General features: G+C 71.4%; 26 protein-coding genes, 1 tRNA gene and 1 riboswitch. Of the genes, 9 read left to right on the plus strand and 18 right to left on the minus strand.

Features of this window, described 5'->3' with window-relative positions; all coding sequences use genetic code 11:
- Window positions 1–3: 3 nt before the first annotated feature.
- A complete protein-coding gene (locus VO99_RS25980; RefSeq protein ID WP_046115870.1) occupies window positions 4–1170 on the plus strand; it encodes a pyridoxal phosphate-dependent aminotransferase in 1167 nt (388 codons plus the stop codon).
- 16 nt (window positions 1171–1186) lie between these two features.
- Here VO99_RS25980 and VO99_RS25985 read toward each other — a convergent pair whose 3' ends face one another.
- Window positions 1187–2491 carry a hypothetical protein gene (locus tag VO99_RS25985; RefSeq protein ID WP_157039790.1) on the minus strand — a complete coding sequence of 435 codons (1305 nt, stop codon included), beginning with the start codon at window positions 2489–2491 and terminating at the stop codon, window positions 1187–1189.
- 138 nt (window positions 2492–2629) lie between these two features.
- Here VO99_RS25985 and VO99_RS25990 point away from each other — a divergent pair, with 138 nt between their 5' ends.
- Window positions 2630–3253: an enoyl-CoA hydratase-related protein gene (locus tag VO99_RS25990; RefSeq protein ID WP_198157075.1), complete on the plus strand. Its 624-nt coding sequence runs from the start codon at window positions 2630–2632 to the stop codon at window positions 3251–3253.
- Here the strand turns inward: VO99_RS25990 and VO99_RS25995 are convergent.
- On the minus strand, window positions 3250–4020 hold the full coding sequence (locus VO99_RS25995; protein ID WP_046115872.1) for a class II aldolase/adducin family protein: 771 nt from the start codon (window positions 4018–4020) through the stop codon (window positions 3250–3252). The two genes, VO99_RS25990 and VO99_RS25995, sit on opposite strands and share 4 nt — an antisense overlap.
- An 87-nt stretch (window positions 4021–4107) precedes the next feature.
- On the opposite strand from VO99_RS25995, the gene VO99_RS26000 reads away from it, so the two are divergent.
- Both VO99_RS26000 and VO99_RS26005 read left to right on the plus strand, forming a co-directional pair.
- Window positions 4108–4812, plus strand: a complete 705-nt coding sequence (locus VO99_RS26000) for a Crp/Fnr family transcriptional regulator (protein ID WP_046115873.1) — start codon at window positions 4108–4110, stop codon at window positions 4810–4812.
- A gap of 3 nt (window positions 4813–4815) precedes the next feature.
- The gene (locus tag VO99_RS26005) at window positions 4816–5904 is read left to right on the plus strand and encodes a phosphotransferase (protein ID WP_046115874.1); all 1089 of its coding nucleotides are present in this window, start codon (window positions 4816–4818) and stop codon (window positions 5902–5904) included.
- 15 nt (window positions 5905–5919) lie between these two features.
- Here the strand turns inward: VO99_RS26005 and VO99_RS26010 are convergent, their stop codons facing one another.
- The gene (locus VO99_RS26010; protein ID WP_157039791.1) at window positions 5920–6663 is read right to left on the minus strand and encodes a hypothetical protein; all 744 of its coding nucleotides are present in this window, start codon (window positions 6661–6663) and stop codon (window positions 5920–5922) included.
- Window positions 6664–6728: 65 nt separating this feature from the next.
- Between VO99_RS26010 and VO99_RS26015 the strand changes: the two genes are divergently transcribed.
- The 5 genes from VO99_RS26015 (at window position 6729) to VO99_RS26035 (ending at window position 9639) form a co-directional block, all read left to right on the plus strand.
- Entirely contained in the window at window positions 6729–7424 is a 696-nt protein-coding gene (locus VO99_RS26015) for a glutathione S-transferase family protein (RefSeq protein ID WP_046115875.1), read from the plus strand.
- 79 nt (window positions 7425–7503) lie between these two features.
- Window positions 7504–7791, plus strand: coding sequence for a hypothetical protein (locus VO99_RS26020; RefSeq protein ID WP_046115876.1), 288 nt, complete (start codon window positions 7504–7506; stop codon window positions 7789–7791).
- Window positions 7792–7808: 17 nt separating this feature from the next.
- Window positions 7809–7882: transfer RNA gene (locus VO99_RS26025), tRNA-Arg, on the plus strand.
- 91 nt (window positions 7883–7973) lie between these two features.
- Window positions 7974–8321, plus strand: coding sequence for a hypothetical protein (locus VO99_RS26030; protein ID WP_046115877.1), 348 nt, complete (start codon window positions 7974–7976; stop codon window positions 8319–8321).
- A gap of 16 nt (window positions 8322–8337) precedes the next feature.
- Complete coding sequence (locus VO99_RS26035) at window positions 8338–9639, plus strand: MFS transporter (protein WP_046115878.1); 1302 nt, start codon at window positions 8338–8340, stop codon at window positions 9637–9639.
- A 140-nt stretch (window positions 9640–9779) separates the two neighbouring features.
- Here VO99_RS26035 and VO99_RS26040 read toward each other — a convergent pair whose 3' ends face one another.
- The 15 genes from VO99_RS26040 to VO99_RS29245 all read right to left on the minus strand — a co-directional run.
- On the minus strand, window positions 9780–10757 hold the full coding sequence (locus VO99_RS26040; RefSeq protein ID WP_046115879.1) for an aminotransferase class I/II-fold pyridoxal phosphate-dependent enzyme: 978 nt from the start codon (window positions 10755–10757) through the stop codon (window positions 9780–9782).
- Between the two features lie 5 nt (window positions 10758–10762).
- Window positions 10763–11329 carry a cob(I)yrinic acid a,c-diamide adenosyltransferase gene (cobO, locus tag VO99_RS26045; protein ID WP_046115880.1) on the minus strand — a complete coding sequence of 189 codons (567 nt, stop codon included), beginning with the start codon at window positions 11327–11329 and terminating at the stop codon, window positions 10763–10765.
- A gap of 1 nt (window position 11330) precedes the next feature.
- Entirely contained in the window at window positions 11331–11678 is a 348-nt protein-coding gene (locus tag VO99_RS26050; protein ID WP_046115881.1) for a (2Fe-2S) ferredoxin domain-containing protein, read from the minus strand.
- Window positions 11671–12627: a precorrin-3B C(17)-methyltransferase gene (gene cobJ, locus VO99_RS26055; protein WP_157039792.1), complete on the minus strand. Its 957-nt coding sequence runs from the start codon at window positions 12625–12627 to the stop codon at window positions 11671–11673. The genes VO99_RS26050 and cobJ overlap by 8 nt, the downstream gene beginning before the upstream one ends.
- Before the next feature lie 8 nt (window positions 12628–12635).
- Window positions 12636–13043, minus strand: a complete 408-nt coding sequence (locus VO99_RS26060; protein WP_259374806.1) for a cobalamin biosynthesis protein — start codon at window positions 13041–13043, stop codon at window positions 12636–12638.
- Window positions 13040–13795, minus strand: coding sequence for a cobalamin biosynthesis central domain-containing protein (locus VO99_RS26065; RefSeq protein WP_046115882.1), 756 nt, complete (start codon window positions 13793–13795; stop codon window positions 13040–13042). Before VO99_RS26065 ends, VO99_RS26060 begins: the two co-directional genes overlap by 4 nt.
- Window positions 13792–14568, minus strand: coding sequence for a precorrin-2 C(20)-methyltransferase (gene cobI, locus VO99_RS26070; RefSeq protein ID WP_046115883.1), 777 nt, complete (start codon window positions 14566–14568; stop codon window positions 13792–13794). Before cobI ends, VO99_RS26065 begins: the two co-directional genes overlap by 4 nt.
- The gene (locus tag VO99_RS26075) at window positions 14561–15865 is read right to left on the minus strand and encodes a bifunctional cobalt-precorrin-7 (C(5))-methyltransferase/cobalt-precorrin-6B (C(15))-methyltransferase (protein WP_046115884.1); all 1305 of its coding nucleotides are present in this window, start codon (window positions 15863–15865) and stop codon (window positions 14561–14563) included. The genes cobI and VO99_RS26075 overlap by 8 nt, the downstream gene beginning before the upstream one ends.
- Entirely contained in the window at window positions 15862–16980 is a 1119-nt protein-coding gene (locus VO99_RS26080; RefSeq protein WP_046115885.1) for a cobalt-precorrin-5B (C(1))-methyltransferase, read from the minus strand. Before VO99_RS26080 ends, VO99_RS26075 begins: the two co-directional genes overlap by 4 nt.
- 2 nt (window positions 16981–16982) lie before the next feature.
- Window positions 16983–17675, minus strand: a complete 693-nt coding sequence (locus VO99_RS26085) for a precorrin-8X methylmutase (RefSeq protein ID WP_232315559.1) — start codon at window positions 17673–17675, stop codon at window positions 16983–16985.
- On the minus strand, window positions 17659–18558 hold the full coding sequence (locus VO99_RS26090; protein ID WP_046115886.1) for a sirohydrochlorin chelatase: 900 nt from the start codon (window positions 18556–18558) through the stop codon (window positions 17659–17661). Before VO99_RS26090 ends, VO99_RS26085 begins: the two co-directional genes overlap by 17 nt.
- Window positions 18555–19337 carry a precorrin-4 C(11)-methyltransferase gene (gene cobM / locus VO99_RS26095; RefSeq protein WP_046115887.1) on the minus strand — a complete coding sequence of 261 codons (783 nt, stop codon included), beginning with the start codon at window positions 19335–19337 and terminating at the stop codon, window positions 18555–18557. The genes VO99_RS26090 and cobM overlap by 4 nt, the downstream gene beginning before the upstream one ends.
- Entirely contained in the window at window positions 19334–19969 is a 636-nt protein-coding gene (locus VO99_RS26100; protein WP_046115888.1) for an energy-coupling factor ABC transporter permease, read from the minus strand. Before VO99_RS26100 ends, cobM begins: the two co-directional genes overlap by 4 nt.
- 18 nt (window positions 19970–19987) lie before the next feature.
- Window positions 19988–21271 (minus strand): cobyrinic acid a,c-diamide synthase CobB, encoded by a 1284-nt coding sequence (locus VO99_RS26105; protein ID WP_083440937.1) that lies wholly within the window; start codon window positions 21269–21271, stop codon window positions 19988–19990.
- 128 nt (window positions 21272–21399) lie between these two features.
- Window positions 21400–21638, minus strand: a riboswitch (cobalamin riboswitch).
- On the minus strand, window positions 21632–22198 hold a 567-nt coding region (locus VO99_RS29245; RefSeq protein WP_157039794.1), incomplete at its 5' end, for a DUF2244 domain-containing protein. (Overlaps the previous riboswitch by 7 nt.)

Here is a 22198-nt window from a genome sequence, read left to right on the forward strand (position 1 = left end):
TCCATGAGCACGACCCGCACTCCCACCCTGCCCAGCCGCCTGCCCAACGTGGGCACCACCATCTTCAGCGTGATGTCGGCGCTGGCCCAGGAACATGGCGCCGTCAACCTCGGCCAGGGTTTCCCGGACTTCGACTGCGACCCCCGCCTCGTGGAAGCGGTGACCGCGGCCATGCAGCAGGGCCTGAACCAGTACCCGCCGATGCCCGGCGTGCCCGCGCTGCGCGAAGCCATCGCGGCCAAGCTGGCCAACTTGTACCGGCATGCCTACGACCCCGGCACCGAGGTCACCGTGACCGCCGGCGCCACGCAGGGCATCCTCACCGCCATCCTGTGCTGCGTGCACCCGGGCGACGAGGTCATCGTGCTGGAGCCCTGCTACGACAGCTACGGCCCCAACATCGAGCTGGCCGGCGGCACCATCGTGCGCGTGCCGCTGACGCCCGGCACCTTCCGCCCCGACTTCGGCCTGATCGCCGCGGCGATGACACCGCGCACGCGGGCCATCATCGTCAACTCGCCGCACAACCCCAGTGCCACGGTGTGGACGGCCGAGGAGATGCAGCAGCTGGCCGCGCTGCTGCGCCCGACCGACGTGCTGCTGATCAGCGACGAGGTCTACGAGCACATGGTGTACGACGGCCGCCCGCACGTGAGCGCGGCCAGCATCCCCGAGCTGGCGGCGCGCACCTTCCTGGTGTCCAGCTTCGGCAAGACCTACCACGTCACCGGCTGGAAGGTGGGCTTCGTGGCGGCGCCCGCGGCGCTGACGGCCGAGTTCCGCAAGGTGCACCAGTTCAACGTGTTCACGGTCAACACGCCGGTGCAGCATGCGCTGGCCAGCTACATGGCCGACCCGGCGCCCTACCTGGACCTGCCGGTCTTCTACCAGCGCAAGCGCGACCTGTTCCGCGCCGGGCTGCAGGCCAACACGCGCTTCAAGCTGCTGCCCAGCGAAGGCAGCTACTTCCAGTGCGTGGACTACTCGGCGATAGATGACTCGGTCAACGAAACCGACTTCTGCCGGCGCCTGACCACCGAGGTGGGCGTGGCCGCGATCCCGCTGTCGCCCTTTTATGCCGACGGCTTCGAGCAGCGCATCGTGCGCTTCTGCTTCGCCAAGAAGGACGAGACGCTGCAGCGCGCGCTGGACCGGCTGGCGCGGCTGTAGCGCACGCCCCGCGGCGTCAGGCCAGCGGGGTCACGCCGCTGGACAGATCGAGGTCCACCCGCCCGCCGCGCGCCGCACGCCCCGATAGCGCGGCCGCGCTGTCCATCGGCAGCAGGAGATCGACGTCGGGTGCGGGCGGCTGCGCCGCGGTCTCGGGCAGGAAGCTGCGCGCCAGCTGGTACAGCAGCAGCGCATCCTGGCTGGCGGCCAGCGACAGCACGCTGTTGGGCTCGCAGCCGCCCACCAGGCGTTCCAGCAGCGCCATCACGTCCTGCGGCACCGGCCACAGCGCCTGCAGCCGGGCCATGGCCTCGGCATGGTCCTCCAGCGGCCGGCCTTCGGGGTGAGGGTCGGTCCACTCCGCGCCATGCGGGCCGAAGCGCTGGCGGAATCGGTCCAGCGCCCGCTGGTAGGAAGCCCGGTCGCCCTGCCGGCGATGGATCTCCAGCAGCTTCAACCAGGGCATCGGGCTGCGGCCTTCCACCGTGCGCAGTTCGGCCAGCAGCCGTTCCACCGCCGCCTGTTCCTGGCCCAGGGCCACGAAGAAGTCGGCCTGCTGCTCCAGGTCGATCAAGGCATCGGCACTGAGCAGCGGTGCCGGCGTGGCCGGCGTGGAGAAGAGCTGCGGCACCGGCCGCGTGCTGGAGACGAACTCGGGCCGCTCCAGCAGCGCCGGCACCTGCGCGGCGGTGGGCGCATCGGGCAGGTTGGCTGCGGCGGGGTTGACTGGGCCCTGCCTGCCCGCGGCGCATTGCGGGCCGGCACCGGCCACGCCGGCCGGTTGGCTGGCCGGGCCGGCAGGCCTGCCGCTGGCCGACGACGCGGTGGCCGCATCACCGGCGGCCGGCAGGCTGCCGGGGCGTGACGTGGACGCGCCGAAGGCCGCTGGCGACGCAGGTGCATGCGGAGACCCGGTTGCCGGCCGCGCCGAGCGCTGCCGGCGCGCCGACCAGGAGGCCAGCAAGCCCAGGCCGCCGGCCAGCAGCGCCAGGGCGGCGCCCATCCACGGCAGCACGGCCTCGTGCCATTCCACCTGGCCACGCAGGTGCTTGAGCTGTTCCTGCAGCTGCGCCACCTGCTGGGCACGGGCCTCGTCCGCACGGCGCAGGGCAGCCAGGGCGTCGGTCAGCGCGGGCGGCGTGGCATCGGGGCTGGAGGCTGCGCCCGATGCGGCGGGCAGCAGTGCGGCAGGCTCGGTCGGGGCCGGGGTCGGCTGGCCCGCGGCGGGTGCGGTGGCCAGGCTGGCGGCCACGGCGGCGGCCAGCCACCAGGGGTGCATGGCCGAAGGCTGGAAATGGCGTCGAACGCCAGCATCGCTCATGCGTCGGATTGCGTTGGAAAACGGCTTGGAGGGATGCGGTTCACTCTAGCATGCGCCCCCCCTGTCCCCGGGGTGGCGCAAAGCCGCATGACACAATGATCCGCAGCGCTTTTCGGCCTTTCAATGCCGCATGAATCGATGTCTTCCGAACTGCTGACCGAACGCCGCGACACCACGCTGGTGCTCACCGTTCGCGGTGCCGCCAACCGCAACAGCCTGTCGGCCCAGGCCTGCGCCGCCGGCATCGAGGCCATCAACAACGCGGCCGACGAGCCCGGCATCCACTGCATCGTGCTGCATGGCGACGGTGCCCACTTCTGCGCCGGCGCCGACCCGCATGCGCTGGGCCATGACGAAGCCGGCCCCGGCGGCTTCGAGGCCGCCTTCGATGGCTTGATCGACGTGATGCGTTCCAGCCCCAAGCCGGTCATCGCCGCGGTCGAGGGCCATGCGGTGGACGCCGGCTTCGTGCTGGCCCTGGCCTGCGACGTGGTGATCGCAGCCGACGACGCGTGCTTCTCCTGGACGCAGCCGCAGGCTGCAGCGGCGCTCACGCTGCAGCTGCCGCGCCCGCTGGCCATGCAGCTGCTGTGGCTGACCGAGGCCCTGAGCGCCCGTCGCCTGCACGGCATGGGCCTGGCCAACGAGGTGGTGCCGCCCGGCGAAGCCCTGGCCGAGGCCCTGCGCTGGGGCCGCAAGCTGGCCGGCGTGCCGGCCGACCGCATCGCCGCGGCCAAGGAGTGGTTCCGCAGCCGCGGTTAGCGGTCGAAGCCGGGCATCTGCCGCTCCAGCCGGCGCAGCAGGCCGGGCCAGGCCAGCGCGCCCGGGCCCACGCCCTGCGTCACCTGGCGCGACTGCTCCCGCGCGGTGGCGATGATCTCCTGCGGCACATGGATCAGCTCGCCGCCGCCGGCCTGCGCCCGGACCTGGATCGTGCAGACGGTCTCGAACAGGTACATCGACAGGAAGGCATCGGGGATCGCGCGGCCCACCGTCAGCAGGCCATGGTTGCGCAGCATCAGGAAGGTGTTGCGGCCCAGGCTCTGCACCAGGCGCGGCTTCTCGTCGTCGCGCAGGGCCACGCCTTCGTAGCCGTGGTAGCCCAGCGAGCCCATCACGAAGATGGACTGCTGCGACAGCGGCAGCACGCCGCCCTTCTGCGCCGACACCGCGATGCCGTTGAGCGAATGCACATGCAGCACGCAGGCCGCGTCGTGCCGCGCCGCATGGATGGCGCTGTGGATGGTGAAGCCGGCCGGATTCACCGGGAACGGGGAGACCTCCAGCTTCTCGCCGGCCAGGTTCACCTTCACCAGGCTGCTGGCGGTGATCTCCTCGAACATCAGGCCATAGGGGTTGATGAGGAACTGGTCCTCGGTGCCCGGCACGCGCGCGCTGATGTGGGTGAAGACCAGGTCGTCCCACTTGAACAGCGCCACCAGCCGGTAGGCGGCCGCCAGGTCCACCCGCGTCTGCCATTCCTCGGGGCTGACGCTGCCTTTCAGGCTGGGGATCTCGATCGGTGCCATTGCTTGCCTCCACAAAATTTAGAAACTTCAGTATGTGGACAATACCCAGCGCACGGCGATGATTGCTGTCGCCTCAGAGACAACGCCATGACCAGCCTCATTCTTACCCCTGCCGAGCGCCAGAACATCGAACAGGGCTCGTGGTTTTCCAGGCTGTCGCTGCCCTTGCGGCAGGCCATCCTGGCCCGTGCCAACGTGCGCCGCTATGCCGACGGCGCGCTGCTGTCCACCCGCGGCCAGCCGGCCGAGGACTGGTGCGGCGTGGCCGCGGGCGCGGTGCGCGTCAGCTCGGTGTCGCTGTCGGGCAAGCAGATCACGCTGACGTATGTGGAGCCCGGCACTTGGTTCGGCGACATCGCGCTGTTCGACGGCCTGCCGCGCACGCACGACGGCAATGCGCACGGCCCGACCACCGTGCTGCAGGTGCGCAAGCCCGACTTCAAGGAACTGCTGTCGCAGCATGTGGAGCTGTACGAGGCGCTGCTGCGCCTGAACTGCCGCCGCCTGCGGCTGATGTTCGACCAGATCGAAGACCTGAACACCCGCCCGCTGGCCGCCCGCCTGGCCAAGCAGATCCTCCTGCTGGCCAAGAGCTACGGCATCGAGCAGGGCGAGGAGATCCGCATCAGCCTGCAGCTGGCGCAGGAAGACCTGGCGCAGCTGCTGGGCGCCTCGCGCCAGCGCGTGAACCAGGAGCTCAAGGGCTTCGAGCGCGAAGGCGCGGTGCGGGTGGAGCCCACGCGGCTGGTGGTGCTCTCGCGCGAGAAGCTGCTCAACCTGTCGGAGAAGTGACCCATGCAAGCGTTCACCGGCACCAAGGATGTCAGCGGCCGCCATGCCTTCGACCTGCAGGCGCTGCAGCAGCACCTGGCGCAGCACCTGCCCGGCTTCGAAGGGCCGCTGACGGTGGCGCAGTTCAAGGGCGGCCAGTCCAACCCCACCTACCTGCTGAGCACGCCCGGCGCCCGCTACGTGATGCGCAGCAAGCCGGGGCCGGTGGCGCGGCTGCTGCCCTCGGCCCATGCCATCGAGCGTGAATACCGCGTGATGCATGCACTGGCCGGCACGCCGGTGCCGGTGCCGCGCATGCACCTGCTGTGCGAGGACGAATCGGTCATCGGCCGCGCCTTCTACCTGATGGACTTCATCGAAGGGCGGGTGCTGTGGGACCAGTCCCTGCCTGGCCTGCAGCCGGCCGAGCGCGCGGCCCACTACGACGAGATGAACCGGGTGATGGCCGCGCTGCATGCAGTGGACGTGCAGGCCGCGGGCCTGGCCGACTACGGCAAGCCGGGCAACTACTTCGAGCGGCAGATCGGCCGCTGGAGCCGGCAGTACCAGGCCTCCATCACGCAGCCGATCGAGGCGATGGACCGGCTGATCGACTGGCTGCCCGCGCACATCCCGCACAGCGCGCGCGACGTGGCGCAGGTGTCGGTGGTGCATGGCGACTTCCGGCTGGACAACGTCATCTTCCACCCCACCGAGCCGCGCATCCTGGCGGTGCTGGACTGGGAGCTGAGCACGCTGGGCCATCCGCTGGCCGACTTCAGCTACCACATGATGAGCTGGCACATCCCGCATGCCGTGGGCCGCGGCATCCAGGGGCTGGACCTGGCCGCGCTGGGCATTCCCGATGAAGACGCCTACCTGCGCCGCTACTGCGAGCGCAGCGGCCGCGCCGACATCGAACAGGTGCGCGCCGACTGGAACTTCTACCTGGCCTACAACCTGTTCCGCATCGCGGCCATCCTGCAAGGCATCGCCAAGCGGGTGGAAGACGGCACCGCGGCCAGCGACGAGGCCCGGCTACAGGCCGCGGCGGCGCGGCCGCTGGCCGAGATCGGCTGGGGCTTCGCCCGCCGGGCCGGCGCCGCGGGCTGAAGCCGGCGACGCCCGTCAGCGCGGGCCGTCGCCCTCCAGCCGCGAATCGGCCGGCGTGCTGCTGAACAGGCTGGGATGGGTGCTGGCATGGGCCGACTGGGTCCACAGCTCCACCGCGCGGCGGCCTTCGCGCAGGCTGGTCTCGAAGAGCGTGACCACCGCGCGCAACCGGGTGGCATCGGGCTCGGCCATGGCGGTGCGCAGCGTCAGCCGGCCGCGCAGCGCCACCAGCAGCAAGGGATCGCTCGCCGAAAGCCAGCTGCCGCGAGCTTCCAGCAGCCGGGCCGACAGCGGGCCGGCCAGCCACTGCTCGATGGCGGCGGTGGTATTGCCCACCGCGCCGAAGGCTTCCTTCAGCAGCTTGGAATCGATGTGCGGCGCCTTGGGGAACAGCACCAGCCAGCGCATCTCCTCCGGCGTCTCGGTGTCCATGCGGGTCTGCAGGCCTTCGGTGAACTGCTCGAACACCTGCTTTTCCAGCGTTTCCATCAATGCCCGCGAGATCAGCATCATCTGCAGGTCGTTGCCGCCCTTGAGGTCGCCGCGCAGGCGCAGCTCATTGCCTGCGATGTAGCTGCGCTGCGAAGGACCCCACTCCAGCCGCCAACCCTGGGCGGGCACGCCGGACTCGATGACGAAGCCGCTGCCGTCCCGTGCGCGCTTGAAGGCATGGCCGGCCGAATCGGCCCAGGTGGCCACCGCGGACCAGCCGGCACGTTCTGCACCACCGGATATCCAGCGCTTGAGGGTTTGGAACATGAAGATGTGCAAGAAGCAGGGTTGAACTAGAGTCGCGGCACCCTGCCAGACGAGGAGATGCGCGGATGATCGAAGTGTATTCGTGGCCCACGCCCAACGGCCACAAGGTCCACATCATGCTGGAGGAGTGCGGCCTGCCCTACCGCGCGCACCCGGTGGACATCGGTGCCGGCGACCAGTTCAAGCCCGAATTTCTGGCCATCAGCCCCAACAACAAGATCCCGGCGATCACCGACCCCGACGGGCCCGATGGCCGGCCGTATTCGCTGTTCGAGTCCGGTGCCATCCTGCTGTACCTGGCCGGCAAGACCGGCAAGCTGATGCCGGCCGACACCCGCGGCCGCTACGACGTGCTGCAGTGGCTGATGTTCCAGATGGGCGGCGTGGGCCCGATGCTGGGCCAGGCGCACCACTTCCGCATCTATGCGCCGCAGAAGATCGAGTATGCGGTGGAGCGCTACACCAACGAGGCCCGCCGGTTGTACGGCGTGATGGACAAGCGGCTTGCCAAGAGCACCTATCTCGCCGGGCCGGAATACAGCATCGCCGACATCGCGGTGTTCCCGTGGCTGCGCTCCTGGAAGAACCAGGGCATCGACTGGAACGACTATCCGCACCTCAAGGGCTGGTTCGACGAGATCGGCCAGCGGCCCGCGGTGCAGCGCGGCGTGGAGGTGCTGGCCGACCTGCGCAAGCCGCTGATGGACGACAAGGCGCGGCAGACGCTGTTCGGCAAGGACCAGTACCAGCGCCGCGACTGACCGCGCCGCATCGCTGCCCGCACGCAGGATCGCCGTTTGCCTTGCCGCAGCCAATGAAGCTGCGCCGAGGACGGATGTGATGGAAGACTGGAGCACGCTGCTGGACGCCGTGCAATGGCCGGCGATGGTGGCCACCGTGGCCGCCTCCTGGCTGGTGACCTCGCTCAGCAAGGGCCGCCGCCAGGCAGGCTTCTGGCTGTTCCTGGTGAGCAATGCGCTGTGGGTGGTCTGGGGCCTGCACACGCAGGCCTGGGCGCTGCTGCTGCTGCAGGTGTGCCTGGCCTTCATGAACATCCGCGGTGCCCGGAAGAACGACACCGAGGCCGAACCGAAGGCCGAACCCGAAGCCGGAAGGGCCACTGGCTAGAATCCGCGCTCGCCAGGGCGACGTTAGCTCAGCTGGATAGAGCAATTGCCTTCTAAGCAATAGGTCAGAGGTTCGAGCCCTCTACGTCGCGCATCGTGCCTGCCGCCCGGGCAGGGAAAGTCCGGCCCCCCAGGGGCACGGCGATTGCCGCAAGTGCACCACCGCACAACGAGGTCATCGCCATGACGCGCACCCTGGTCGGCATCTTCACCCGCACCGAAAAGGCGGAGCTGGCCGCCGACGGCCTGACCGCCGCGGGCGTGGCCAAAACCCACATCTCGCTGTCTCCCGCCGTGCGCAACGACGCCAACATCGCCTGGCCGCCGCATGCGGACGGCCCCCTGTTCACGGACGATGCGGACGAGGATCCGCTGGACGAGGCCGGCCGCGGTGCCCGCTACAGCCAGGCGCTGCGACAGGGCTGGACAGTGCTCACGGTGGAGGTGGAAGACCGCCAGGCCGCCCAGGCCGCCGACGTGCTGCGCCAGGCAGGCGTGCTGGAGCTGGACCAGCTGCCGCCGGCCGGCTGAACCGGCCGCTCAAGGCATGCACGCGCATCGGCAGGCAGGCCTGCACGCCGGCTGGTATGCCGGCTGGAACATCGTGGCCGCGGCCACCGCCATCACCTTGCTGACGGTGGGCCTGCGGCTGGGCATCGGCCCCTTCTTCCTGCCGATGGCGCAGGACCTCGGCTTCAGCCGCAGCCTGCTGGCGGGCATCGTCGGCGTGGGCATGCTGTGCTACGGGCTGGCCATGCCGGTGGCCGGCTGGCTGGTGGCACGCATCGGCACCCGTGCGGTGCTGCTGCTGGGCACCGCCATCGTGGTGGCGGCTTCGCTGTGGACGGTGCAGGCGCGCACGCCGCTGACCTTCGGACTCTCGTTCGGCGTGCTGCTGTCGGTGGGCCTGGGCTTCACCAGCCCGGTGGCGCTGACGCCGGTGCTCAGCCGCTGGTTCACCCGGCAGCGCGGCATGGCGCTGTTCTACCTGTCCACCGGCTCCATGGCCGGCATGGCGGTCATGACGCCGCTGTCGATGCAGGCCATTGGCCGCTTCGGCTGGCAGCACAGCCTGCTCGGCCTGGCCGCGGTGTTCGCAGCGGTGACGGTGCCGGCGGCGCTGTTCGTGGTGCGCGACGACGCGCCGCCGCACACCGACCTGCTGCCCGAGCAGGTGGCCGCGCAACGCGCCGCCCCTGCGGTGCCAGCGGCCGCGCTCGGCTTCGGCCAGGCCGTGGCCACCTGGCCCTTCTGGCAGATCTGCCTAGGCCTGTTCGCCTGCGGCTTCAGCATGAACCTGCTGGGCACCCACGGCGTGCCGATGCTGATGGACCACGGCTTCGACGCCGGCACCAGCGCCATGGGCATCGGCACCATCGGCCTGGTGGCCATCGGCGGCACGCTGGTGCTGGGCAAGGTGGCGGACCGGCTGCCGCGCCGCTGGATGCTGGCCACCATCTACGGCGTGCGCGGCCTGGGCTTCTTCGCCCTGCTGGCGGTGGGCACGCACCTGGAGCTGTATGGGGCGGCGGCCATCGGGGGGCTGGTGTGGGCCGGCAGCATCGCGCTGTCGTCGGCCATCCTGGCGGACGTGTACGGCGTGCGGCTGGTAGGCGTGCTGTACGGCTGGGCCTACGTCAGCCACCAGCTGGGCGCCACCGTCAGCAGCTGGCTGGGCGGCTGGGGCTTCGACACCTTCGGCAGCCACACGCTGGCCTTCGGCGGCGCCGGCGTGCTGCTGCTGATGGCCGCGGGCGTGTCCATGCGCCTGCCGGCGGGAATCACCCCAGCGGCGCCTGCACGGTCGGCGCTGGCGGCGACCCAAGCGGTACCACGGACAGATCGTTGAGTGCCCGCCGCACCCCGGGGGCGCTCGCTGCGCCTCGGTGGTGATGTCCACCACCGTCCCATCGCTGTCGAGAAGGCATCGCACTGGCGCCTTGCCAGCCTCATGGCGTCCGCCGACGCGCCGTCCAAACGCTGGCCTGCTCAACAGGCGTCCAGCGCTCTCGCCAACGCACCCACCGCCCCCGGTGCCTGTGCAGACAAGCGCCAGTGCCCTGGCAAGCCGAAGGAAGTGAGGTCGCGCACCGCCACTCCGGTCGGCCGCAGCGCTTCCGGCGATGCGCCCGCCGGCGCGCGCACGACCAGGAATGGCGTCGTGCTCGGCAGCGGCTCGAAGCCTCGCTGCGCCAGCACCTGCACCAGGGCTGCGCGCCAGGCCTGCAAGACCTCCAGCGAGTCCCTCAACCAGGCCTGCGTCGCCGGTTCCGCCCAACTGCCCAGCATCGCCACACCCTGCCCTGACAGCAGCCACGACGCCTCCGCATCCCGCAACGCCTGGCACCACGCGGCCACGTCCCACGCGGCCGCCGCGCCTGGCGCCGGCGCCACTGCATAGGCCCCGCGCACGCCGCACAGGCCGAGCGCCTTGTTCGGGCTGTGCAGCACGAACACCTGCTCGCGTTGCTCGTCGCGCCACAGGCCGGGGCCCTGCAGCCGCAGCGGTGCATACACCGCATCCAGCACCGTGGGGCGGTCGCCGGGCCGCGGCGGCGGCGCCGCATCCTGGCCCAGCGGGCTGCCGGGCTCGGCCTGCCAGCGCAGCGTGGCCGTGGGGTCGGCTTCGTCGACCACCGGGCGACCCCAGCCCTGCGCCGCGGCGCGATAGTCGCCGTAGGCCAGCGTGGGCACGGCCACCGGGCCCGGCATCAGGCGGGCGCCCACGGCGGTGATGCGCTGGATGAATTCGCTGGCGCTGGCAGCCAGCAGGATGCGGCTGGGGTCCACGCCATGAAAGTCGACCAGCCGGTCGCGCAGCACGGTATAGCCGGGGTCGGGATAGCGCGTCGCGTCCGCGGCCTGCACGGCGGCCAGCGCTGTGGGGCAAGGTCCCGCGGCATTGGCATTGGTCGAGAAGTCGTGGGGCGCCGGGCCGCGGGCGTCGGGGCCGCCGTGCATGCGCATGCCCGTCAGTCCTCGATGCCGCGCTGCGCGGGCACGCCGGCCTGGTGGTGGTGCTTGACGAGCTTCATCTCGGTCACCGTGTCGGCCAGCTCGATCAGCTCCTGCGGCGCGTCGCGGCCGGTCAAGACCACGTGCACATGCGGCGGCCGCTCGCGCAGCGCCTGCAGCACCGGCGCCAGCGGCATCCAGCCGTAGCGCAGCGGGTAGGTGATCTCGTCCAGCACCACCAGGAAATGCGCGCCCTCGCGCAGGGTGGCCTCGGCGCGGGCCCAGCCTTCACGCGCGAGATGCGCGCTGTGCGCCAGGTCCTTGCTCTTCCAGCTGAAGCCGTCGCCCAGGCCTTCGATCGGCACGCCGAGCTGCTCGAACACCCGGTGCTCGCCGAAGCGGGCCGAAGGCACCTTCATGAACTGGTAGATCTTCACCGGCTTGCCGCGGCCGTGGGCGCGCAGCGCCAGGCCGAAGGCCGCGGTGCTCTTGCCCTTGCCGTGGCCGGTGTGCACGATCAGCAGGCCTCGGCGTTCGCCTTCGGGCTTGGGCGCTGCGGCGGTGGGCGGTGCGACGATGTCCATGTCAGATTGCCTCCCCGGCCTGGTGGAACACCAGCGGCGCCACCGGCTCGCCGCCGAGCAGGTGCTGCTCGATGATGCGGTCCATGTTGCCCGGCGTCACGTCGTAGTACCAGGTGCCATCGGGCTGCACGCACACGATGGGCCCGCCCTTGCAGGCCGCGAAGCAGCTCACCCGGCTGCGCTTGATGCGCAGCTCGCCCTCATTCAGGCCCGCCGCCTTGAGCTTGTCGCCCAGGCTGTCGAACAGCGCCTGCGAGGCGCCGCCCTCCGAGCAGCGCGGGCCGGTGCACACCAGCAGGTGACGGCGGTAGGCGCCGATCTTGGGCTTGACGGCTTGCGGTTCAGTCATGGGCACGGTCCTCGGGTTCGGCCAGGGTGGCGGCGATGTAGTCGGCCGGCAGGTTGTATAGGCAAGCCAGGTCGGCCACGGTGTGGCCGGCGGCGGCCTGCGCGCGCAGCGTGTCCAGCCAGCCCAGCAGGCCGGTGCTGAGCGAGCGGCCGGGCCGCTCGCCCTCGCGCGCCTCGTGCTCCGTGTCGTACTTGTTGGCGTAGCCGCGCGGCGTGACCATCAGCCCGTCGCGCACGAAGGTGGCGCTGTTGCCGATGAGCACGGTGCTCAGCATGCCGATGTCGGCCTCCACCAGCCGGTCCAGCGTGGTGTGGTGGATGGTCTGGCGGCGGCGGTAGGCGCTCTTGACCACCACGGCCGGCGTGTCGGGCCGGCGGTGGCGCAGGAACAGGCGCTGCGCCTCCACGATCTGCCGCGTGCGGCGGCCGCTCTTGGGGTTGTACAGCGCCACCACGAAGTCGGCCGCCGCGGCCGCGTCCAGCCGGCGCGCGATCACCGGCCACGGCGTGAGCAGGTCGCTCAGCGAGATGGCGCAGAAGTCGTGCGTCAGCGGCGCGCCCACCAGCGCGGCACAGGCGTTGAGCGCCGAGGCGCCGGGGACGATCTCCACCGCCACCGGGTCGTCGGGTGTCCAGCCGGCCTGGAACAGCACCTCGTAGGTGGGACCGGCCATGCCGTACACGCCGGCGTCGCCGCTGGAGATCAGCGCCACCTTCTTGCCCGCACGGGCGGCTTCCAGCGCGCTCACCGCACGGTCCAGCTCTTCGGTCATGCCCTTGCGCACCACCTCCTTGCCGTCGATCAGGTCGGCCACCAGCTTGATGTAGGTGACGTAGCCCACCACCACGTCGGCTTCGGCGATGGCGGCGCGGGCGCGGGCGGTCATGTGCTCGACATGGCCGGGGCCGATGCCCACCAGCGTGATCTTGCCGGGGGCTGCTTGCAACATGTGTTCGGTCATGGCGTGGCCGCGCATGCGGCGATGGAGACGGTGGCGTGGCGGCCGTCGGCGCCGCGAAGCTTGTGTTTTTCGACCAGCAACCGTGCGCCCGGCGGCCCGCCGGCGGCCAGCAGCGCGGCGGCTTCGCTGACCGAGGGCGTGCCGGTGTGGCGGCGCACCACTTCCGACGGATGGGGCACCGCCACCGCGGCCAGTTCGGCCGGTGCGTAGAAGCGCAGCGGAAAGCCGTGGCGCGCCGCCAGGGCCAGCAGCCCGGCCTCGTCGGCCTTGAGGTTGATGCTGGCCGCGCCGGTGACGTCGCCCAGGGTGGCACCGGCCTGCTGCAGCGCCTCGGCCAGCGCCTGCGCCAGCGTCTGCATCGGCGTGCCGCGGTCGCAACCGAAGCCGATGGCGATCGGCGTCACGGCGCGGCCTCCACCGGCGGCCGGTACACCACCAGCGCCTCGTGCAGCTGCCGCCACAGCGCCGGCGGCACCGGCCGGTGCGTGACCCACAGCACCGCGGCATGGCGGGCCAGGTCCACGTCTTCCAGCCGCTGGTAGCAGTGGATGTTGGCCGGCAGCGGCGTCGGACGCATCCACCAATGCGGGCTGCCCGCCTCCTGCACCATCGCGATCGGATTGCCGTTGACCACATGGGCCGAGACGCGGGTGATGTTGAGCTTGGGCGCCTCCACCGTCCAGCCCAGCTCGCGGCCCAGGATGTCCACCGGAATGGTGCGGCCCACGTCGGATGCGGTGGTGAGCACCGGCACGGCGCCCAGCAGCGTGGCCACCTGCTCGGCCATCGCATTGGCGCCGCCGACGTGGCCCGACAGCACCGGAATGACGAAGGCTGCCGCGTCGTCCACCACCAGCACGCCGGGGTCCTCGTCCTTGGTCTTCAGGTGCGGCGCGATCAGCCGCACCACCGCGCCCAGCGAGACGAAGAACACGATCTGGTCGTAGCGCTGGAACAGCCCGCCGATCTGGTCCTTGAACGCGCCTTCGTAGGCGTGCACCGGCTGCGGCAGCCCGGCCACGGCTTCGGCGAACCTGGCCGACACGCACACTTCAGCGCCGGGCATCGCCTCGGCCAGCCGGCGGGCCAGGCCGGCGCCGTGCTTGGTGATCGCCACCAGCACCACGCGGGGCGTGGGCTTGTCCAGACAAGTCATGCAGCTTCCTTCTTCAGGCATCCGCGGATGCGCTCGCCGCGCACCCGCAGCGGGTTCTTCACGATCAGCAGCGACAGGTAGCTCACCTTCTGGCCGCGCAGCGCCAGCAGCTCGGCGCCGCGGAAGCTGCGTTCGTCGGGCGCGCCGCTACGCTCGACGAAAGCCGCACCTTCCAGCAGGCCGCGCTGCTGCAGCCAGTCGATCAGCGCATCCATCAGCGGCTTGACCTTCAGCAGCACCAGCGTGTCGAAGTCGGGCAGCAGCCGGTCGAGCGCGCTCACGCCGTAGGCCGCGGGCACCACGGCCACGGTGTCGTCCTGCTCCGCCAGCGGCTGGCCCAGGCCGGCGCTGGCGGCGCTGAAGGCCTGCACCCCCGGCACGATCTCGATGCCGATGCGCCGCTCGTGCGCACGCAGCGTGCGCGCCAGGTGGCCGAAGGTGGCGTAGGTGCCGGCATCGCCTTCCACCAGGAACAGCACGTCGCGGCCGGCCTGCAGCCAGGGCAGCACCGCGTCGGCGGCGCGCAGCCAGGCGCGGGCCAGCTTGTCGCCGTCGTGCGTCATCGGGAACAGCAGGCACTGGTGCTCGCCGGGCGGTGCCAGGCCGGCGCGCTGCACGATGTCGAAGGCATAGCTGGGCGTGCGGGTGCTGCGCGCCGGGTACACCCACACCGCGTCGCGCCGCTGCAGCAGGGCCCAGGCGCGGCGGGTGATCAGGCCGGGGTCGCCCGGGCCCAGGCTGATGCCGATCAGGCGGCCGAAGCGCTCAATCATCGCCGCTTCCTTGCTGCGCGCAGACGATCCACACCGGGTTCTCGGCGGCCAGCCGGTGCATCTGCAGGATGGGCCTGCTGCGCGCGGCCTGCAGCTGCAGCACGTCCCATGCGGCACCACAAGCCGTGAGCGCCGCGGTGGCGGTGGCCAGGTTCTCGATCGTCACGAAGTTCATCACCAGCCGGCCGCCCGGCCGCAGCCGCTGCAGGCACAGCGTGATCAAACCCGCCAGCTCGCCGCCCGAGCCACCGATGAACACCGCATCGGGGTCGGGCCAGTCCGCCAGCCCGTCGGGTGCCCGGCCCAGCACCAGCGTGTGGTTGGCCACGCCGAAGGCCGCGCGGTTGCGCAGCGCGATGGCGTGGTCGGCCTCGTTCTTCTCGATGGCCCAGACATGGCCGGCGCCGCACAGCCGCGCCGCCTCCAGCCCCACCGAGCCACTGCCGGCGCCGATGTCCCACACGCGACTGTCGGCGCGCAGCTGCAGCCGGGCCAGCGACACCGCCCTCACCTCCTGCTTGGTGATCAGGCCCTTGTCGGGCTGGCGTTGTTCGTAGTCCGCATCGGGCAGGCCGAAGAGCACGGGCCGTGGGCGCGGCTGAAGCCGCCACAGCAGCACCACGTTGGGATCGGCAAAGCGGCGGCCGGCGGCTTCGGCCGGGGTGAGCGTGGCATGCACCTGCTCGTCGGCGCTGCACAGCCGCTCGGCCACCGCCATCTGGAACTGCTCGCCCAGGCCCTCGGCCAGCAGCAGCCGGGCGATGCGGTCGGGCGTGTTGTGCGGGCTGGTGAGCAGGGCCAGCCGGTCGTGCGCACGCAGCGCCTGCGCCAGCGCATGCAGGCCGTGCGCGGGCGGTGCGCCGGGTGTCCATTCGCCGGCATCGGCCGCATGCACCGAGACGATCTTCATCTCCTGCCAGGCCAGGCCGACGCGGGCGCAGGCCAGCTGCAGCGTGCTGACGTTGGGCAGCACCTCGATCGCCTCGACGCACAAGTGGCTGGCCAGGTAGGCGGCGATGCCGTGGCACAGCGGGTCGCCGGTGGCCAGCACCACCACCTGCAGCCGGTCGGCCCGGGCGGCGTGTATCCACTCGGGCACCTCGGCCAGCCGCCCGGTCATGTCGAGCCGGCGCGCGCGGGGCGCGATGTCGTCGTCGAACAGCGCCAGCGTGCGGTGGCCGCCGATCACCAGGTCGGCATGCCGCAGGTGGGCCAGCGCAGTGGCGGTGAGGCTGGCCGCGCCGTCGTCGAGCACGCCGACGATGCGGGCGGGGGATGGGTCCTTGCGCAGGGTCATGGAGAAGAAGCCTCGGCGATCTTGTGTCCGTCGAAATCACACACCAGCACCTGCAGCCGGAAGCGGCTGCCATAACGATCGGGCGCGGTGAGCGTGCGCACCACCTGCTGCGCCAGCGCGGCATGGAAGGCCGGCAGCAGGCCCAGCGCCTGCATGCGCTCGGCTGCGAAGCGCGCGGTCTCGGCCGCGGCGATCTCTTCGCAATCCGCGGCAGGCGCGCCCACGCTGGCGGCCAGCCGGGCCAGCAGGCCGGTGTCCACCTCGGCGCGGTTGGCATGGGTGATGGTTTCGCCCTGCGCGATCTTGGTGAGCTTGCCCACCATGCCGCCGATCACCACCTGCTGCAGGCCCTGGGCCACGGCTTCGTCCAGTGCATAGCGCAGGAAGTCGCCCATCTGCACGAAGCAGGCGGCGGGGAGGTCGGGGTGCTCGCGCATCGCGAACTGTTCGGTGCGGCCGCCGGTGGTCAGCACCACGATGCTGCGGCCGGTCTGCGCCGCCAGCGTGGCCGCCACCTGCACGCCCTGCACCACGCTGGCCCGGTAGGCCGAGGTGCTGTAGGGCTTGACGATGCCGGTGGTGCCCAGGATGGAGATGCCGCCCAGGATGCCCAGCCGCGCGTTCAGCGTCTTGCGGGCCATGGCCTCGCCCTGCGGCACCGAGATGCACACCTCCAGACCGTCGTGCAGCAGCAGCTCGTCGGCCACCGCACGCACGTTGTCCTCGATGTTGCGGCGGGGCACCGGGTTGATCGCGGGGCCGCCCACTTCCAGGCCCAGGCCCGCCATGGTGACGGTGCCCACGCCCGTACCGCCCTTCAGCAGCACCTGGCCGGCCTGGCCGCGCAGGCGCCGCAGGTCGGCGGTGAGGTGGGCCCCATCGGTGCAGTCGGGGTCGTCGCCGGCGAACTTGACCACCATTGCATGCGCAGCCTGGGCATCGCAGCGGCCGTCGTGCACCTCGAAGCGCACGGTCTCGCCGTTGGGCAGCAGGCAGTCGATGTGGGCGGGCACCGCGCCTTCCACCAGGCCGATGGCCGCCGCCCGCGCGGCCGCGGCCGAGCAGGCGCCGGTGGTGAAACCGGTGCGGGTGCCGCGCGGCTTGGCCGCTTCCATCGTCACGCGCGCTGCGCCTCGGCCAGCGACAGCAGCGCATGCAGCGCCGCCACCACCAGCGTGGAGCCGCCCTTGCGCCCGCGGATCACGATCCACGGCACCTCGGCCAGCTCGGCCATCGCCGCCTTCGATTCGGCCGCCGACACGAAGCCGACCGGCATGCCCACCACCAGCGCCGGCCGCAGGCCTTCCTCGCGGATGAGCCGCACCACTTCCAGCAGCGCGGTCGGCGCATTGCCGATGGCCACCACCGCGCCCTGCAGCAGGCCCTGCCGCCAGGCCTTGCGCATGGCCTGCACCGCGCGCGTGGTGTTCTCGGCCTGGGCCTGGGCGATGACGTCGGCATCGCCGATGAAGTGGTGCGCCGGCATGCCGAAGTGCGCCAGCCGCGGCTTCGACAGGCCGGAGCAGATCATCTCCACGTCGGCCACCACCGGCGTGCCGCCGCGGCGGATCGCGGCGATGCCGGCAGCAACCGCCTGCGGGTGGAAGGCGGTCAGGCCGTTGAAGTCGAAGTCGGCATTGGCATGGATCATCCGCCGCACCACCGGCCACTGCTCGCTTGTATAGGCATGCGGGCCGACCTCGGCGTCGATGATCGCGAAGCTGTCGTGCTCGATCGCCTGGCCGGCGCGGGTGAGCTGCTCGGTGACGGTGTTGGCCTGGCTGCGCATGATGTCAAGCAGCCACGGCATGGATGTGCACGTGCGTGTGCTCGTGGGCATGGCCATGCGAATGCCCATGCCCCGCGTCGTGCGCGATCTCGCGGAAGCGGCAGCCGTCGCAGGGCAGCTTGCTGTCGGGCAGGCCGGCCAGCAGGTCGGCCACACGCTGCTCCAGCAGTCCGAAGATCTCGGGCTCGAAGCCGAAGTGCGTGCCGCAATGCAGGCGCAGCTGCGGATACTGCTGCTGCAGGTGCGCCACCTGGCGGTGGATGCGCTCCATCAGCGTGCCGGTGTAGAGGTAGTACGGCAGCACCACCACCTGCCGCATGCCCAGCAGCGCCTGGCGCTGCACCACCCGCTCCAGCCGCGGCCAGGCGATGCCGGTGAAGGCCAGGTCCACCAGTTCATGGTCGGCCTGCTCGAACAGCCAGCGCGCCATCTTCGCCATGTCGCCGTTGGCGCCGCGGTCGGACGAGCCGCGGCCCAGCAGCACCACGCCGGTGGTGGTGGGGTCGGGCATGTCCAGCGCCTGCATCGCGCGGCGCAGCCGCCGCTGCAGGATGGCGAGGATGGGGTCGCAGGCGGTCAGGTGCGGGCCGTAGAGGAACTCGACGCCCGGCAGGTGCGCGCGTGCATGCTCGATGGCCTCGGGGATCTCCATCTTCACGTGGCCGGCGGCATTGAGGATCAGCGGCAGCACCAGCACGCGCCGCGCACCGCGGGCCGCAGCCAGCAGGCCGTCGTGCAGGCCGGGGGCGGCGAATTCGATGAAGCACAGCTCGATGCGCCAGCCGGGGCAGCGCTGGCGCCACTGATCGGTGAACTGGCGGATCTCCACATTGCCGCTGTCTTCGCGGGAGCCGTGGCCGATGAGCAGCACGGTGGTGGTGTCGTCGGGTGCGAGGTGTTTCATGCGCTGGCCTGCCGGAAGCGGTGGGTGAAGGCGGCGTCGTACAGCCGCGACTTGGTGAGCTGGGGCCACTGGCGCGCGCCCAGCGTGGGGCTGGCGATCACCATGGCCTGGCTGACGATGCCGGCCTGGCGGCACAGCTGCTTGAAGGTGGCCAGCGTGCCGCGCACGATGCGTTCCTCGCCCGGCCAGCTGGCCTTGTGCACCACCAGCACCGGCGCGTCCTCGGCCCAGCCGGCGGCGCGCAGGCCGGCTTCCACCCGGTGCAGCAGCGTGATCGACAGGAAGATGCACAGCGTGCAGCGGTGGGCGGCCAGCGCCGCCAGGTCTTCGCCTTCGGGCATGGGCGTGCGGCCGGCCACGCGGGTGAAGATGGTGGTCTGCGTCACCTCGGGCAGCGTGAAGCTCTCCACCGCCGCGGCGGCCGAGGCCATGGCCGACGACACGCCCGGCACCACGCCGATGGGCACGCCGGCGACATCCAGGGGCTGCACCAGCTCGATCAGCGTGCCGTACAGCGCGGGGTCGCCGGTCTGCAGTCGCAGCACCGTCTCGCAGCGGGCGGCCTGCGCCAACAGCCAGGCCGACATCTCGTCCAGCGTCATGCCCTTGCTGTCGGCGATCACGCAGCCCGGTGGGGCCCAGCGCGTGGCGGCCTCGTCCACCAGCGAGCCGGCGTAGAGGATGGCCCCGGCCCGCTCGATCAGGCCGCGGCCCTTGACGGTGATCAGCTCCGGATCACCCGGGCCGGCGCCGACGAACCAGACCGTGCCCATCGTCATGCGGTGAGCCGCTCATCGAAGCACAGACGCGCCCAGCGCTGCGGCTGCAAGGTCCGCACGCCCTTGACCACCAGCACGGTGAACAGCGGCTCCAGCGCGACGATGGCCAGGTAGGAAGCGGCGAACAGGCCCCAGTCGGCCAGTGCCGTCGCGTCGTTGCCGATGGCCAGCCAGAAGCCCACCATCACCGTGACGCCGGTGTAGTACACCGCGTCCAGCTTCAGGATGCGGCCCACCGACAGCGCGCCGCCGGACCGGCGCTGGCCCAGCGTGTGGTGCAGCACCGCCAGCGGCACCGACAGCGACAGGAAGTTGACCGACAGGTGCAACAGGTCCTGCGGCTCGAACACCAGGCCCTGCAGCAGCAGCCCGGCCGCGAAGCCGAACAGCGTGGGCAGGAAACCCAGCGTCAGGTAGATGGGCATCGCGCCGATGAAGTGCAGCTCCGAAGGCCCCACCGGCCGGTGGAAGGACTGCATGAACACGGTGAAGAACAGCGCGGCCAGCACGGTGCGCAGCCACAGCTTCGGCTGCTTGAGCCAGGCGGGTGCATGGGCGGCCATCAGCGCCACCGCGGCCAGGTTGGCGGCCATCAGCTTGGGGGTGGCCAGCAGGCCGGGTTCGATGTGCATGGTTGCTCCTGCGGTGGGTCAAGGGCGCAGCAGCGCGCAGGCCGCCACGGGGTTGGAAGGGAAATAGGCGTGGAAGTAGCTGGCCGTGAGCCGGCCCTGGCGGTACACCGCCTCTCCACTGCGGCCGGTGCGTGCCGGGCGCGTGTGCAGCAGCGGCGCCATCGGCGTGGCCAGGCGCGAGTAATGGAAGCTGTGCCCGCGCAGCGTGCCTTCGGGCAAGGCGGCTTCGTGCAGGCCGATGGCCGCCAGCCGCGGCTGCATCGCCGCCTCGCCGGGCAGCAGGCCGGCCATCGGCTGGCGGCGGCCGTGCACGTCGGCCAGGCCGTCGAGCAGGTACAGCAGGCCGCCGCATTCGGCCAGCAGCGGGCGGCCGGCGGCATGGTGGTCGCGCAGCGCGCGGTGCATCGGCGTGTTGGTGGCCAGCGCGTCCAGGTGCAGCTCCGGGTAACCGCCGGGTAGCCAGACGGCATCGCAGGGCGGCAGCGCGGTGTCGGCCAGCGGCGAGAAGAAGTGCAGCTCGGCCCCGGCCGCGCGCAGCAGGTCGAGGTTGGCGGGATACAGGAAGCAGAAGGCGGCGTCGCGGGCGATGGCGATGCGCAGCCCCTGCAGCGCTGCGTCCGCTCGTCCAGGCGAGTGGCCGGAGGGCGGCGCGAAGTCGACGGCCGGCGGCAGCAGCGCGGCCACGTCGCTGCCGGCGGCCAGCGCATCGGCGGCGCGCTCGATGCGGGCTTCCAGATCGGCCAGCTCCGCTGCGGGCACCAGGCCCAGGTGGCGCTCGGGCAGCGCCATCGCCTCGTCGCGCGGCAGCGCGCCCCACCAGGCCAGGTGCGGCGGCAGGCTGTCGCGCAGCAGCCGGGCATGGCCCTCGCCAGCCACGCGGTTGGCGACTACGCCGGCGAACTGCAGGCCCGGCCGGTACTGCGCCAGGCCCAGCGCCAGCGCGCCGAAGGTCTGCGCCATCGCGCTGCCGTCGATCACGGCCAGCATCGGCAGGCCGAAGCGCAGCGCCAGGTCGGCGCTGGACGGGTCGCCGTCGTGAAGGCCCATCACGCCTTCGACGAGGATCAGGTCGGCGGTTCGTGCCGCCTCGTGCAGCACGGCCTGGCAATGGGCCTGGCCGCCCATCCACAGGTCGAGCTGCTGCACCGCGTGGCCGCAGGCATGTGCCAGCACCATCGGGTCGAGGAAGTCGGGCCCGGTCTTGAACACCCGCACGCGGCGGCCCGCACGGGTGTGCAGGCGCGCCAGGGCGGCGGTGACGCTCGTCTTGCCCTGGCCCGAGGCGGGCGCGGCAATGAGCATCGCAGGACAGCGCGCAGGGCGCTCCTGGAACGGAAGCATGGCAGGGGACGACGGACGACGGACACCACCGGCCTCCTGCCTCCCCGCAGGTTGCCGACACAGGTTGCGCCGCGCGCCTTGCAGCGCGCGATGCACCCACCCTGTTGGCCGGTCTCCGGGCTGGTGGATGTCCTCGGGCACCCTTCCCAGGCGTCTCAAGCCCAGTGGGTGTGTTGCACGAGCCGGCGCGTGTTGCCACGCGCCATCCACTTACCGTTGCGGGGGCAGCTCAGGTTGGATCGGTTCCGTTGGAACGTCTCTTCCTGATTCCCAGTTTCACTGCACCAGCCGGAGGGCCGGTGCGAGCACCAACGGGGCGCACTATAACGAGGTGTTGGTGGGAGTGGAAGGGTGTGCTGTGTCTGGTGAGGCGCGGCACCTGGCTTGTCTAGACAACGGTGCTTGGTTCGGCCATGCACCGTAGTTGACTTGGCTGGTGTGTGCGGTTTGCACCAAGCGCCCGTTAGCCAAGACGCCAGCATCACTCGAACCGACCGCCCCCTGCCCCCGCACCACCTGCCGCAACTCCTGCAGCAGGCGCTCCCGCTGCCGCGGCGTCCCATGGCGGCCCACGGTCACCGCGGCGCCGACTGCAGCCAGCTGCAGCCCCACCGCCGGCGCCTCGGCCGGTGACACCCGCACCCAGGCCAGCGGCAGCACGGTGCGCTGCACGCGGGTGGCATGCCACTGTTCCACCACCAGATCGCCGCCGTCGATGGACAGGATGTCGCGGTCGCCGGCGCAGCGTGCATAGGCCAGCAGCGCAGCGGCCAGGGCGGTGATCTCCAGCAGCACGAAGGCCATCACCAGCGGATAGCCCATCCAGCTGAACACTGCGCCCAGCGCCAGCGTGAAGCCGGCCACCGCCGCGAACGAGGTGGCCACCTG

This window comes from Aquincola tertiaricarbonis (assembly GCF_000969605.1).
Taxonomy (GTDB): domain Bacteria; phylum Pseudomonadota; class Gammaproteobacteria; order Burkholderiales; family Burkholderiaceae_C; genus Aquincola; species Aquincola tertiaricarbonis.